The organism is Streptomyces sp. NBC_00400 (genome assembly GCF_036048035.1).
Lineage (GTDB): Bacteria > Actinomycetota > Actinomycetes > Streptomycetales > Streptomycetaceae > Streptomyces.
On sequence record NZ_CP107940.1, the window covers coordinates 7,512,594 to 7,524,885 of the forward strand.

Sequence of the window (12,292 nt, forward strand, 5' to 3'; positions counted from 1 at the left end):
ATGTCCGGCCACACCGAGAACGACATCACCATCGCGGCGCCGCTCGACCTCGTCTGGGACATCACCAACGACATCGAGAACTGGCCGCAGCTGTTCAGCGAGTACGCCTCGGTCGAGGTGCTGTCCAGGGAGGGCGACAAGACCACCTTCCGGCTGACGATGCACCCGGACGACAACGGCACGGTCTGGAGCTGGGTCTCCGAGCGCGTCATCGACCGACAGAACCGCACCGTGCGCGCCCGCCGGGTCGAGACCGGCCCGTTCGCGCACATGGACATCCACTGGAAGTACGCCGAGATCCCCGGTGGCACCTCCATGCACTGGACCCAGGACTTCGCGATGAAGCCCGACGCCCCGGTCGACGACAAGGGCATGACCGAACTCATCAACCGCAACTCCCGGATCCAGATGGAGCTCATCCGCGACCGCATCGAGCAGCGGGACCGCGAGCTCCGGTCCACCACCGTCAGCTGACGGCCCGCCAGGCCGCGTGCGGACCGCCGCCCGGCGGCAATGAAGGGATCTTTCCGATGCATCACGCTCTGATCGTCGCCCGTATGGCGCCCGGTTCGGCTCCGGACATCGCCGAGGTCTTCCAGGCCTCCGACCGTACGGAACTGCCGCATCTGGTCGGCGTCTCGCGGCGGACCCTCTTCCAGTTCGGTGACGTGTATCTGCACCTCATCGAATCCGACCGGCCGCCCGGCCCCGAGATCGCCAAGGTGACGGAACACCCCGAGTTCCGCGCCGTCAGCGACAAGCTGTCCGCCTTCGTCAGCGCGTATGACCCCGAGACCTGGCGAAGCCCCAAGGACGCGATGGCCCAGCAGTTCTACAGCTGGCAGCGCGACGGCAGCCGCTGACGCGTACGCGGAGCCGAGGCGATCCCCCGGTTCCCGTGCCGTCCCGGACACGGGCAAGGCCGCCCGGTGAGGAGAGCGCTCCTCACCGGGCGGCCTGCCGTGCCGGGTCATGCTCATTCGGGGACGGTGCACTCGAACGCGTGCAGATACGGATTGATCTCCCGGATCTCGCCGACCTTCAGGCCGGCCTCCGCCATCCGGCTGACCAGGCTCGCCTTGGTGTGCTTGGCGCCGCCGACGTTGAGCAGCAGCAGCAGGTCCATGGCGGTGGTGAACTTCATCGAGGGGCTGTCGTCGACGAGATTCTCGATGATCACGACGCGGGCACCGGGCCGGGCGGCCGCGACGACATTGTGCAGCGTGCGGCGGGTGCTCTCGTCGTCCCACTCCAGGATGTTCTTGATGATGTAGACATCGGCCCGGACCGGGATGTCCTCGCGGCAGTCGCCGGGCACGACCCGTACCCGCGAGGCGAGCGGGCCGCCGTCGCGCAGCCGGGGGTCCGGGTTCGCCACCACGGTGGGCAGGTCGAGCAGGGTGCCTTCGAGAGCGGGGTACTTCTCCAGCAGGCCGGCGAGCACATGCCCCTGACCGCCGCCGATGTCCGCCACCGATGACGCACCGCTCAGATCGAGCAGGTCCGCGATGTCCTGCGCCGACTGCTTGCTGGACGTGGTCATCGCGCGGTTGAAGACCTCGGCCGAGTCCCCGGCGTCCTGGTGCAGGTACTCGAAGAAGCTCTTGCCGTACAGGTCGCCGAAGACGCTGCGGCCGGTGCGCACCGCGTCGTCGAGCTTCGGCCAGGCCGCCCAGGTCCACGGCTCGGTGCACCACAGCGAGATGTACCGCAGGCTGTTGGGGGTGTCCTCCCGCAGCAGCCGGGACATCTCCGTGTGGACGTACTTGCCGTCGTCGGTCTCCTCGAAGATCCCGTAGCACGACAGGGTGCGCAGCAGCCGGTCCAGCGGCCGCGGCTCGGTCTTGACCGTGGCGGCCAGTTCCTCCGCCGTGGTGGGCCGGTCGCCCAGTGCGTCGGCGACGCGGAGTTGCGCCGCTGCCCGTACGGCCGCCGCACAGGCGGCTCCGAAGACGAGCTCCCTGAGCCGCATGGCCGGCTGGGGGGTGGGACTTACGGTGGTCATTCCGCCTCTATTCTCCGGTTGAAGAGGGCTGCGCCTCGTGCACCTCTTGCCGTCGGCACAGACCGGCCGGCTGCGAGGTCCGGCAGATGTTGTCGACGAACCGGTTTCCCTTGCCCTTGGGGTCGCGGTCGGCGAGGTCCACCGGCCTGTTGTGCAGCACGAGGTTGTCGATGATGAGGTTGCGTTCGTTGGTCGCCTTCACGAAGCTGTGGAAGAGCACGATGCCGCCGGAGAGCGGGGACTTGCCGACGTTGTCGCGGACCAGATTCCGCCGCACCAGCGTCTTCTCGGCGCCGGTGAGGACGATGCCGGACCCCTGGAGGAACGGCAGGCGGGGGTTGGCGGGGCAGTACTTGTTGTTCTTGACGACGGTGTTGTTCCGGACCGCCAGCGCTCCCGCCCGGGGGCGGGACTCGTCGCCGACGACGAAGACGCCGGCGCAGTTCCTGGTGATGGTGTTGTGGGCAACCACCAGGTTTCTGACGCGGCGTACCGTGATGCCGATCCGGTTCCTCGCGAGGTAGTTCTCGGTGACCGCGGCCCCCCGGGTGTCGGTGGCCCCGCCCTCCTCCTTGACCGTGTTGGCCAGGAAGATTCCCGAGTCGCCGTTGCCGGTGACGACGTTGTCGCGGAACAGCCCGCGGACGGACTTCTCCTGGGCGATGCCCCACACGCCGTTGTTCCGTGCGAACACGTGGCGCACGGCCAGCCGGTCGGTGCCGGAGGCCCAGAGGCCGTTCTTCTTGAAGCCCTTGACGGTCAGCGAACGGATGCTGACATCCCGCAGCGGCCTGCCCGCCGCGCCGATGACGCAGATGCCGTTGCCGGCCTTCGCGCACATGTTCCCGGCCCGCTTGCCGATCGGGGCGAGCACCGTCTTGGGGCCCGCGCCGACGAGGCGCAGCCGCGACTTGCGGATGACCACGCTCTCCCGGTAGAGGCCGGGCCGGATGATGACGGTCTCACCCGGCTTCGCTCTGTCCACCGCCCGTTGGATCGACTGACCGGGGTGGACGACGAGTCGTTCCGTTGCGTCGCTCGGCGATGCCGCGCCCAGTCCGCCGACCAGCATCGCGGCGACGCAGCCCATGTATTTCATCTGTCGTAGCGCCATGAAGCGAAGCTATGGGCGATCACTTCCGCTCGCCACATGTGGTGACCCGATGATGACGGTGCGTGCAGCGGGCAGCTTTCGACACGCCGTCAAGTCCGCTGCCCGGCGCCGCACCGGATGGCCGATCAGGGCCGGTCAGCGGGTTTCTCCCGGTCCTCGTCGGCAGCATCGGGCGTCTCGGCGCACGGCCGGCAGCCGGCCGGGGCACCCTCGCCTGACCGGGTATCGGACGGCGTACCGGACCGGGCATCGGGCCGGACGTCCGACGGGCCGTCAGCCGGTCCGTCCGGCCATGCCTCGGTCAGGAAGGCCGCGAGGCTGGTCGGCAGAAACCATGGACGGGCGCGGGAAAGGGTCACGGAAGACCAACGCGCCAGGCCCGCCCGACGACACCCGCTCAGGGCCGCCGGCGCATTTGATCACCCCAACGGCCCCGGGGAGGTGGCGCCGAACGGGCGTCGGCCGCCGCTCGGAGCCTGCCGGCGGGTCGCTGCGTCCGATGCTGTCCGATGCCGTCCGGGACCGCCTGGGTCAGCCCGCCCGCTCCGCCGCGCTGCGCTCCACACAGAACTCGTTGCCCTCGATATCGGCCGGCGTCACCCATCCGGCCCCGCCGGCCCGCCGGTGGTCGGCCACCAGGGTCGTGCCGAGTGCCAGCAGCCGTTCGACCTCCTCGTCCCGGCTCCGGTCCGGTGGCTGCAGATCCAGGTGCACCCGGTTCTTCCCGGCCTTGGTGTCGGGCACCGTGACGAAGAGCAGGGCGCCGCCCCTGGCCGTGACCGTGGCCTCCGGATCGCCTGGCAGATCGTCCTCGGCCGGCGTGCCGTCCAGCACCTGTGCCCAGAAGCCCGCCAGGCGGTAGGCGTCGGTGCAGTCGATCGTGGTGTGACGTATCAGCGAAGTCATGGGCGTCACCATGCGGTTGGAAGACGGGGGGCTGTCCAGCGGAAACCACACGGTACGGGCGGCGCCCGGAGGGTCTGGCCTCACGGACGGTGGATTCCCGGATGTGCCGGCGGCGAGGGAACCTGCCCGAACGTGCGATAACTTGCCGTGTATGCAGTCGAGTTCGCTCGATCCGGACTCCGGCACCACGGCCGGGGCGGACGGCGGAACCTGCGGGCTTGGCGCCGACGGGGACGGGTGGTGCCGGGAAGTGCCGGTCGGGCGGCGCCGGGCGCCCGCGCCGTGCGTGCCCCCGGTTTGTCCCGTACACCCATTCAAGTTGCCCGACCCCGTCGTCTACAGTTGCAGAATTCCGCAATTCAACAGATGACGCGACGGCCGGTCGGCCTGAACGCGGAGGATATGCGTGGGCGGTTTCGCCGAATCGGTACGGCTACGGATACGGGTGTGTGCGGCGTGGCCCTTGCCCGGCCTCGGCCCCGGGAGCGGGGTGCGGGCATGAACGGCGCCTGGGTTCCGCGCTGTCAGGCCAAGGCCGACTTCTTCCGGATGCTGGGTCATCCGGTCCGTATCCGGGTGCTGGAACTGCTCCAGAACGGGCCGATGCCGGTACGGGGGCTGCTCTCCGCGCTCGAGGTGGAGCCGTCCGCGCTCTCCCAGCAACTCGCCGTGCTGCGCCGCTCGGGCATGGTGACGGCCACCCGCAGCGGATCCACCGTCGTCTACGAGCTGGCCGGAGGCGAGGTCGCGGAGCTGCTGCGCGCCGCACGCCGGGTCCTCACCGAGGTGCTTGCCGGGCAGCACGCGCTCCTCACCGAGCTGCGGCAGGCCGAGGCCGGCGCCCTGCCGGCGCCCGGCGGGGTGGGGGCGGTCTCGTGATCCGCCTCCTTCGCCTCCTTCGGCCGCTTCGGACCCGGCACCCCGAGGACGGTGGCCGCCCGGGGAAGGTCCGCCTGTTCACCAGCGGAAAAGGGTGAAGCGGATGTCCGGATCACCACGGCGTAAGGGGCCGCCGCCCTGGCGGGCGGTCCGCTCCCGTACCTGCATACCCACGCCCCTCGGGCCGGGGACCGTACGGCCCTGCCGGGGACGTCCCCCCGGACGGGGGCCGCTGCGCACCGCTCGCGGACACGGCCGCGCGTGCCCGGAGAGCGTCGCCCGCCACCGCACCCCGCCGCGCTGCGGCGTCCGCCGGGCCCGTGCGACCGCGGTGCGCCCCGGTACACAGCTGGCGCGGCTGCCCGGTGCGGTACTGCTCGCCCACCGGGCTCCACGGCGCAGCCCGTGGCGGCAGGTGTTGCTCTCCATCGTCGTGACCCATCTGCTGCTGGTCTTCCTGGCACTGGTCATCTATCTGGGCCGGCACGCCGGGACGTGACGCGGAGGCCGGCGAGAACAGGGGCGCCGATGCCCACCGCGGACGCCCCGCCCGCTCCGGTCCGCCACAACCACGCCACATCGCGTCCGAAGGACCACACGAGGAGCCCCAGCGCCACGGCCACCGCCGTGACCGAGAAGGCCCGCGGCAGGATCCCCGTACCGGCCACGACCAGTACGACACCCTGCAGCGCCGCCACGGTCTTGCGGGCCATGCTGTGCGGCAGGTCACCGCGCAGCCACGGCAGCGCCCAGGACGCCGCGACGAAGGCGTACCGCATGAGGCCGATGGCCAGTACCCAGGCGCCCAGCGGGATCGCCACATGGACACAGAGCACCAGGATCAAGAACGCGTCGACCTCCATGTCGAAGCGCGCCCCCAGCGGCGTCGCCGTTCCCGTGCGCCGGGCCACCTGTCCGTCGACCGCGTCCAGGACCAGCGCCACGGCGGCGAACACGATCAGTACGGTGACCGGTGTGTGCCGGGCGAAGGAGTCCGCGACCAGCGCGGTCACCCCGCCGACGAGAATGGTGCGGGCCAGTGTGACGCGGTTGGCCGGCCCGAACGACGTGGTCCACGTCCGGCGCAGCGCGACGGTGAGCACGCCCCAGGTGGCCACGGCGAAGAGGCACCCCGTGAACCACCCCACGGTGCCCAGACCGCCCACCCGGCACAGGACTTCCAGAACCAGCAGTTGAACACCCATACCGGCCGTAATGTCCGGTCCGAACGGCCTTGTGTCGTAGAGCTCTTGTACGGCCACCCTGCCTCCCGGGATGTGTAGCGGACTCGAAGGGCGCCGCGTAGGGTGACGGCGTCCTCATGATCCCCAGCATCGATGAACCATCGCCGTAGCGTCCAGGAGGATCCCGATGCCGCGTGCCGCTTGTGCTTTTTGGCTAAGCGCTCCAGGTCAGGGCGAGATCCGGACGGAAGCCCTTCCGGAGCCCGCCGCCGGTGAGGTCCTGGTGCGCTCGGTCTGCTCCGGAGTGAGCCGCGGAACGGAGACCCTGGTCTTCCGTGGCGGCGTCCCCGAGAGCCAGCACGCCGTGATGCGGGCGCCGTTCCAGGAAGGCGACTTCCCGGCGCCGGTCAAGTACGGCTACCTCAATGTAGGCGTCGTCGAGGAAGGCCCGCACGACCTGCTGGGCCGTACGGTCTTCTGCCTGTATCCGCACCAGACGCACTTCGTCGTCCCGGCGAGCGCCGTCACCCCGGTACCGGACACCGTCCCCGCCGCGCGGGCCGTGCTGGCGGGCACGGTGGAGACCGCGGTGAATGCGCTGTGGGACGCCGCGCCGCTGGTCGGCGACCGGATCGCGGTGGTCGGCGCGGGCATGGTCGGCTGCAGCGTCGCCGCGGTCCTGGCCCGCTTCCCCGGGGTCCGGGTGCAGTTGGTCGACGCCGACCCCGCGCGCGCCGCCACCGCCCGGGCACTGGGGGTGGACTTCGCGCCGCCCGCGGACGCGCTGGGCGACTGTGACCTGGTCGTACACGCCAGCGCCACCGAGCAGGGGCTGGCCCGCTCGCTCGAACTGCTCGCGCCGGAAGGCACCGTGATCGAGCTGAGCTGGTACGGAGACCGGCAGGTCAGCCTGCCGCTGGGCGAGGCCTTCCACTCCCGCCGGCTGGTCGTGCGCAGCAGCCAGGTGGGCACGGTCTCCCCGGCCCGGCCCCGCCGTACCTTCGCCGACCGCCTCGCGCTCGCCCTCGACCTGCTCGCCGACCCCGCCTTCGATGCGCTGATCACCGGTGAGTCGGCCTTCGAGGACCTGCCGCGGGTGCTGCCCCGGCTCTCCTCCGGCGACCTCCCGGCGCTCTGCCACCGCATCCGGTACGGGCCGGCGGACGGCTGACAACCGCCGGGAAACCGCCCGCAATTCGCTTCCCGACGACACCTCACTGAGACTGACATCACACCGGAGGAACGGCCTTGTTCAGCATCACCGTCCGCGATCACCTCATGGTCGCCCACAGCTTCCGTGGCGCGGTCTTCGGCCCCGCGCAGCGTCTGCACGGCGCGACCTTCATCGTGGACGCCACCTTCCGCCGCGCGGAGCTCGACGCCGACAACATCGTGGTCGACATCGGCCTGGCCACCCAGGAACTCGGCGCCGTGATCGGTGAGCTGAACTACCGCAACCTCGACGACGAGCCCGACTTCGCCGGCATCAACACCTCGACGGAGGCCCTGGCCAAGGTCATCGCCGACCGGCTCGCCGAGCGCATCGAGGCGGGCAACTTCGGTGCGGGCGCCCGCGAACTGGCGGGGATATCGGTCACCCTGCACGAGTCGCACATCGCCTGGGCGACGTACGAGCGCACCCTGTGACCGCGACCGGCGCCACCGCAGCGGCGGAGCGTGTGGTGCATGCCGTCCTCCCCGGTGACGTCGACGATCCGGCGGTGCCCAGCGGCGGCAACACCTACGACCGCCGGGTGTGCCGCGACCTCCCGGCGGCGGGCTGGCAGGTGCGCCCGTACGCGGCGCCCGGCAGCTGGCCGCGGCCGGACGCCGCCGCGCGCGCGGGGCTCGTGCGGTACCTGGCGGCGCTGCCGGACGGCGCGGTGGTCCTCCTCGACGGCCTGGTCGCCTGCGGTATCCCGGAGATCCTGGAACCCGAGGCGGGACGGCTGCGGCTCGCCGTACTGGTCCATCTGCCGCTGGCCGACGAGACCGGACTCGACCCCGCCGTGGCGGCGGAGCTGAACGCCCTCGAACGCCGCACCCTGCACGCCGTGGGGGCCGTCGTGGCCACCAGCGAGTGGGCGGCACGCAAGCTCGTCGCCCACCACGGGCTGGTGCCGGCGCGGGTCAGGGTCGCCAGGCCCGGAGCCGATGCCGCGCCCCTCGCGCCGGGCACCGACGGCGGTACCGGGCTGCTGTGCGTCGCCGCGGTCACCCCGCGCAAGGGGCAGCACCTCCTGGTGGAGGCCCTTGCCACGGTCACCGAGCTGCCCTGGCGCTGCGCCTGCGTCGGAGGGCTCGACCGGGACCCCGGTTACGTTGCCCAACTGCGGCGCCGCGTCACGGAGTCCGGCCTCGACGACCGGATCGCCCTCACCGGGCCGCGGGCGGGCGCTGACCTGGAGGCCCGCTATGCCGCGGCCGACCTGCTGGTCCTCACCTCGTACGCGGAGACCTACGGCATGGTCGTCACCGAGGCGCTGGCCCGGGGGATTCCGGTGCTGGCGACGGAGGTTGACGGCGTACCGGAAGCGGTCGGGCGGGCGCCCGACGGCAGTGTGCCCGGTCTGCTCGTGCCGGCCGGCCGGCCCGCGGCCATTGCCGGGGCGTTGCGTGACTGGCTGGGCGATCCGCACCTGCGTGATCGGCTGAAGACCGCGGCACGCGGACGTCGTGCCATGCTGGAGGGGTGGGAGATGACGTCGCACAGTCTGGCCGGGGCGCTGGAAATGCTTCGGGACGAGATCCGGAGCACACGGTGAACGCGTCCGAGAGGCCCCGATTCGCCCCGCGGTGGCTGGAGTTGCGCGAGCGTGCCGATGCCGCCGCCCGCGCACCCGAGCTGCTGCAGCCACTGCTGGAGTGGATGTCCGCGCGGCCGGAATCCGCCGGCCGGCCCGGGAGCACCGGTGGTCTGGTGATCCGCGATCTCGGCTGTGGCACCGGCTCGATGGGACGCTGGCTCGCCGTCCGGCTCCCCGGCCCCCAGCACTGGATCCTGCACGACCTCGACCCGCTGCTGCTCGCGCACGCCGGTGCGCGGTTGCCCGTCACGGCAGCTGACGGCACGCCCGTTGACGCCACGACCCGGCGCGGCGACCTGGCCGACCTCACCGCCGGCGACCTCGCCGGCAGCTCGCTGGTGACCGCCTCCGCGCTGCTCGATCTGCTCACCCGCGAGGAGGTGGAGGCGCTTGCCGGGGCCTGTGTGGACGCGGGCTCCCCGGTGCTGCTGGCGCTCTCCGTCGCCGGACGGGTCGAGCTGACCCCCTCCGATCCGTTCGACGCCGAGATCACCGAGGCCTTCAACGACCATCAGCGGCGCACGGACCAGGGCCGCGCCCTGCTCGGGCCGGACGCGGTCGAGGCGGCGGTCGCGGCGTTCGAGCGCCGCGGCGCGACCGTGCTGGTGCGGTCCAGCCCCTGGCGGCTGGACTGCGCGGAATCCGCGCTGACCGCGGAGTGGCTGCGCGGCTGGGTCGGCGCGGCACACGCCCAGCGGCCGGAGCTGGCCCCTGAGGCGGTGGCCTATCTGCGCCGGCGACTGGAGGAGTGCGCGGCGGGGGAGCTGTCCGCCGTGGTGCACCACACGGATCTGCTGGCGCTGCCCGGACCCGCTTGTGCCGGGAGCGCGGGATGAACCGCTCCCGCTGGGCGGCGTGGCTCAGGCTGCTCGCGGGACTGGGCATCCTGGTGGCGCTGGTGTGGCACCTGGGCTCCGACGCCTTCCTGGACGGACTGCGCAGGATCGACGCCGCCACGCTGCTGGCCGCCCTCGCCATCGGCCTGCTCACCACGGTGTTCAGCGCCTGGCGGTGGTGCCTGGTGGCCCGCGGCCTCGGCCTGCGGCTGCCGCTGGGCGGCGCCGTCGCGGACTACTACCGGGCGCTGTTCCTGAACGCGGCGCTGCCCGGCGGCGTCCTGGGCGATGTGCACCGCGCCGTACGCCACGGCCGGCACTCCGGTGACCTCGGCCGGGGCGTGCGGGCGGTGGTCCTGGAACGCACCGCGGGCCAGGTCGTGCTGCTGGTCGCCGGTGCGGTGGTGCTGCTCGCCCGGCCCTCGCCCGTACTGGCGCCGGTCACCCGCTTCCTCACCTCGCCCGCCGTCGCACTGACCGCGGCCGCGGGGGGCGTGCTGCTGGTGGCGGCCGCCGCTCTGCTGCGCCGGCGGCGGGGCGCCTCGCGCGCCGAACGCGCCCTGCGCACCGTGCTGACCGAAGCGCGTCAGGGCCTGCTCGCCCGCGGTGTCTGGCCCGGTGTCCTGCTCACCTCCGTGGCGGTCCTGGCGGGCTACCTCGGGATGTTCGTGCTGGCCGCCCGGGTCGCGGGAGCCGACGCACCGACGGCCGAACTGGTACCGCTCGTGGTGCTGGCGCTGCTCGCGATGGCGCTGCCGCTCAACGTCGGCGGCTGGGGCCCGCGGGAGGGCGTCGCCGCCTGGGCCTTCGGCGCCGCCGGGCTAGGTGCGGCGCAGGGGCTCACCACCGCCGTGATCTACGGCGTGCTCGCCTTCGTCGCGAGCCTCCCGGGCGCCGGGGTGCTGCTCGTCCGCCGGTCCGCCGGACGGCGTGCCGAACGCCCGCAGTTCGAGTTCGAAGAGCGTGTCCTCGCCGAGCAGGGCGCGTCGCAGCGGCGGGCGTAGCGCCTCCCGCATCACCGGGGTACCGGGAAACCGCAGACCGGGCACGCCGTCGCCGAGCAGAACCGGCGCGACGGTGACATACAGCCGGTGCAGCGCCCGCTCCTGCAGGAAGCGCGACACGGTGACACCGCCCCCCTCGATCAGCACCCTGCCCAGACCACGCCGCGCCAGCGCCGACAGCACGCGCCGCGGGGCGAACGCGTCCGCGTTCGGCAGGACCAGCACCTCGACGCCGGTGCCGCGGGGCACGGCGGTGACCTCAGGACCCACCACCCACAGCGTCGGCGCGGCGCCGTCGGTGAACACCCCGCTGTGCAGCGGCACCCGCCCCCGCGGATCGAGCACCACCCGCACCGGGTTGTCCCCGGTACAGGCACGCACGGTCAGCCGCGGATCGTCCGCCACCGCGGTGCCGGCCCCGACCACCACCGCATCGGCCAGCGCGCGCAGCCGGTGCAGATGACAGCGGTCCTCCGGGCCGGTGACATAGTCGGCGTCGCCGGTACGGGTCGCGATGAAGCCGTCCAGGCTCTGCCCGAGCTGCGCGAACGCGACCCGGGGCCCGGCCAGGCACAGCGGCAGATAGCGCGTGGCGAGTTCCACCGCCTCGGGCGCGGCGGGCCGGTCCCAGCGCGGCCCGCCGTCCCCGTCCGTCACCCATCCGGCGGCCCGCGCCGCTTCCGCGGTACGGATCGCCCGCAGCCGTTCCCAGGCGGCCGCCGCGTCGAGCACCTCAGTCATGGCCTTCCGTTCCTGCGCCGAACAGCGCGGCATATTCGTCGAATGCCTCGACCAGGCCGGCCAGCAATTCCCGCCCCTTGCGGGCGGAGGCCAGCGACGGGCGCCCGATCACCCCGGATTCGGTATACGCCGACATGCCGAGCGTCAGCAGCTGCTTCCGGTCATCGGCGACGCAATCCGCCGATTCGTAGCCTTCTTTGACCAATTCGGGATGGGCGTACAGCAGAATGGACGTCTCGGCCTCTCCGGCATGCATATCGGTGTGTCCGGACGTCTGCACCCCGGCCCGGGTGCGCGCGGCGTCCCAGTCGGCCGATCCGGGGAAGAGCGCCATCCGCATGCCGCTCCCCGCGGATTCCTGAACGACATTGCGCAGCACGTAATTTCCACCGTGCCCGTTGACGAGAATCAACGTGCCGATACCGGACTTGCGGAGCGAATCAGCGATGTCCGTGACCACCGCATGCAGGGTGCGCGCCGAAATGCTCACCGTCCCCGGCCATGCGGCATGTTCGTGCGAACAGGACACGGTCAGCGGCGGCAGCAGCTGCACGGGACGGCCGGCGGCCACCTCCCGGGCGATGGTGCAGGCGATCACGGTATCGGTGGTCAACGGCAGGAAGTCGCCGTGCTGTTCGAAGCTGCCGATGGGCAGCACGGCCATTGTCGGCCGCCGTGCCCGTACGTCCTGTGTGGTGTCCGCCGGCAACAGGCCGGGCGCCGGAGTCGGGTGTCCCGAAGCGGTCATCGTGTGCTGCGGCCTTTCGTCGCTGACTCACCGAGTCATGGTTCTCGCAGCATACTTGTTGTGTTCTG

At 72.0% G+C, this 12,292-nt stretch carries 14 protein-coding genes and 1 pseudogene; 9 read left to right on the forward strand and 6 right to left on the reverse strand.

Annotated features, from left to right (window positions below; genetic code table 11):
- The gene (locus OHS81_RS33055; protein WP_088796346.1) at positions 1-474 is read left to right on the forward strand and encodes an SRPBCC family protein; all 474 of its coding nucleotides are present in this window, start codon (positions 1-3) and stop codon (positions 472-474) included.
- 56 nt (positions 475-530) lie between these two features.
- Positions 531-863 (forward strand): TcmI family type II polyketide cyclase, encoded by a 333-nt coding sequence (locus OHS81_RS33060; protein ID WP_328389370.1) that lies wholly within the window; start codon positions 531-533, stop codon positions 861-863.
- A gap of 113 nt (positions 864-976) precedes the next feature.
- Here OHS81_RS33060 and OHS81_RS33065 read toward each other — a convergent pair whose 3' ends face one another.
- The 3 genes from OHS81_RS33065 to OHS81_RS33075 all read right to left on the reverse strand — a co-directional run bounded on the left by OHS81_RS33065 (position 977) and on the right by OHS81_RS33075 (position 4,025).
- Complete coding sequence (locus tag OHS81_RS33065) at positions 977-2,005, reverse strand: methyltransferase (RefSeq protein ID WP_328389372.1); 1,029 nt, start codon at positions 2,003-2,005, stop codon at positions 977-979.
- Between the two features lie 7 nt (positions 2,006-2,012).
- Positions 2,013-3,119 carry a right-handed parallel beta-helix repeat-containing protein gene (locus tag OHS81_RS33070; RefSeq protein ID WP_328389374.1) on the reverse strand — a complete coding sequence of 369 codons (1,107 nt, stop codon included), beginning with the start codon at positions 3,117-3,119 and terminating at the stop codon, positions 2,013-2,015.
- 531 nt (positions 3,120-3,650) lie between these two features.
- On the reverse strand, positions 3,651-4,025 hold the full coding sequence (locus OHS81_RS33075) for a VOC family protein (RefSeq protein ID WP_328389376.1): 375 nt from the start codon (positions 4,023-4,025) through the stop codon (positions 3,651-3,653).
- A 498-nt stretch (positions 4,026-4,523) separates the two neighbouring features.
- Between OHS81_RS33075 and OHS81_RS33080 the strand changes: the two genes are divergently transcribed.
- On the forward strand, positions 4,524-4,904 hold the full coding sequence (locus tag OHS81_RS33080) for an ArsR/SmtB family transcription factor (protein WP_328389377.1): 381 nt from the start codon (positions 4,524-4,526) through the stop codon (positions 4,902-4,904).
- A 103-nt stretch (positions 4,905-5,007) separates the two neighbouring features.
- Entirely contained in the window at positions 5,008-5,403 is a 396-nt protein-coding gene (locus OHS81_RS33085; RefSeq protein ID WP_328389379.1) for a hypothetical protein, read from the forward strand.
- Here OHS81_RS33085 and OHS81_RS33090 read toward each other — a convergent pair.
- Entirely contained in the window at positions 5,372-6,166 is a 795-nt protein-coding gene (locus OHS81_RS33090; RefSeq protein WP_443058802.1) for a CDP-alcohol phosphatidyltransferase family protein, read from the reverse strand. The genes OHS81_RS33085 and OHS81_RS33090 overlap by 32 nt on opposite strands.
- Positions 6,167-6,275: 109 nt before the next feature.
- Between OHS81_RS33090 and OHS81_RS33095 the strand changes: the two genes are divergently transcribed.
- From OHS81_RS33095 to OHS81_RS33115, 5 genes are all read left to right on the forward strand, one after another.
- Entirely contained in the window at positions 6,276-7,259 is a 984-nt protein-coding gene (locus OHS81_RS33095; RefSeq protein WP_328389381.1) for a zinc-dependent alcohol dehydrogenase, read from the forward strand.
- A 77-nt stretch (positions 7,260-7,336) separates the two neighbouring features.
- Positions 7,337-7,735 carry a 6-pyruvoyl trahydropterin synthase family protein gene (locus tag OHS81_RS33100; RefSeq protein WP_328389383.1) on the forward strand — a complete coding sequence of 133 codons (399 nt, stop codon included), beginning with the start codon at positions 7,337-7,339 and terminating at the stop codon, positions 7,733-7,735.
- On the forward strand, positions 7,732-8,853 hold the full coding sequence (locus OHS81_RS33105; protein ID WP_328389385.1) for a glycosyltransferase family 4 protein: 1,122 nt from the start codon (positions 7,732-7,734) through the stop codon (positions 8,851-8,853). Before OHS81_RS33100 ends, OHS81_RS33105 begins: the two co-directional genes overlap by 4 nt.
- A complete protein-coding gene (locus OHS81_RS33110) occupies positions 8,850-9,731 on the forward strand; it encodes a class I SAM-dependent methyltransferase (protein WP_328389386.1) in 882 nt (293 codons plus the stop codon). The genes OHS81_RS33105 and OHS81_RS33110 overlap by 4 nt, the downstream gene beginning before the upstream one ends.
- Positions 9,728-10,735 carry a lysylphosphatidylglycerol synthase domain-containing protein gene (locus OHS81_RS33115; RefSeq protein WP_328389388.1) on the forward strand — a complete coding sequence of 336 codons (1,008 nt, stop codon included), beginning with the start codon at positions 9,728-9,730 and terminating at the stop codon, positions 10,733-10,735. Before OHS81_RS33110 ends, OHS81_RS33115 begins: the two co-directional genes overlap by 4 nt.
- 102 nt (positions 10,736-10,837) lie before the next feature.
- On the opposite strand, the pseudogene OHS81_RS33120 reads toward OHS81_RS33115, so the two are convergent.
- A pseudogene (locus tag OHS81_RS33120) lies at positions 10,838-11,509 on the reverse strand (RibD family protein); the annotation flags it as partial.
- A complete protein-coding gene (locus tag OHS81_RS33125) occupies positions 11,469-12,224 on the reverse strand; it encodes a creatininase family protein (protein ID WP_328389390.1) in 756 nt (251 codons plus the stop codon). The gene OHS81_RS33125 and the pseudogene OHS81_RS33120, both read right to left, overlap by 41 nt.
- Positions 12,225-12,292: the final 68 nt, after the last annotated feature.

Excerpts from the sequence above, each read along its gene's own strand:
- OHS81_RS33060 (WP_328389370.1), top strand. The coding sequence starts at position 531 with ATGCATCACGCTCTGATCGTCGCCCGTATGGCGCCCGGTTCGGCTCCG.
- OHS81_RS33085 (WP_328389379.1), top strand. The coding sequence starts at position 5,008 with ATGTCCGGATCACCACGGCGTAAGGGGCCGCCGCCCTGGCGGGCGGTC.
- OHS81_RS33070 (WP_328389374.1), bottom strand. The coding sequence starts at position 3,119 with ATGGCGCTACGACAGATGAAATACATGGGCTGCGTCGCCGCGATGCTG.
- OHS81_RS33075 (WP_328389376.1), bottom strand. The coding sequence starts at position 4,025 with ATGACTTCGCTGATACGTCACACCACGATCGACTGCACCGACGCCTAC.
- OHS81_RS33115 (WP_328389388.1), top strand. The coding sequence starts at position 9,728 with ATGAACCGCTCCCGCTGGGCGGCGTGGCTCAGGCTGCTCGCGGGACTG.
- OHS81_RS33125 (WP_328389390.1), bottom strand. The coding sequence starts at position 12,224 with ATGACCGCTTCGGGACACCCGACTCCGGCGCCCGGCCTGTTGCCGGCG.
- OHS81_RS33095 (WP_328389381.1), top strand. The coding sequence starts at position 6,276 with ATGCCGCGTGCCGCTTGTGCTTTTTGGCTAAGCGCTCCAGGTCAGGGC.
- OHS81_RS33080 (WP_328389377.1), top strand. The coding sequence starts at position 4,524 with ATGAACGGCGCCTGGGTTCCGCGCTGTCAGGCCAAGGCCGACTTCTTC.
- OHS81_RS33055 (WP_088796346.1), top strand. The coding sequence starts at position 1 with ATGTCCGGCCACACCGAGAACGACATCACCATCGCGGCGCCGCTCGAC.
- OHS81_RS33065 (WP_328389372.1), bottom strand. The coding sequence starts at position 2,005 with ATGACCACCGTAAGTCCCACCCCCCAGCCGGCCATGCGGCTCAGGGAG.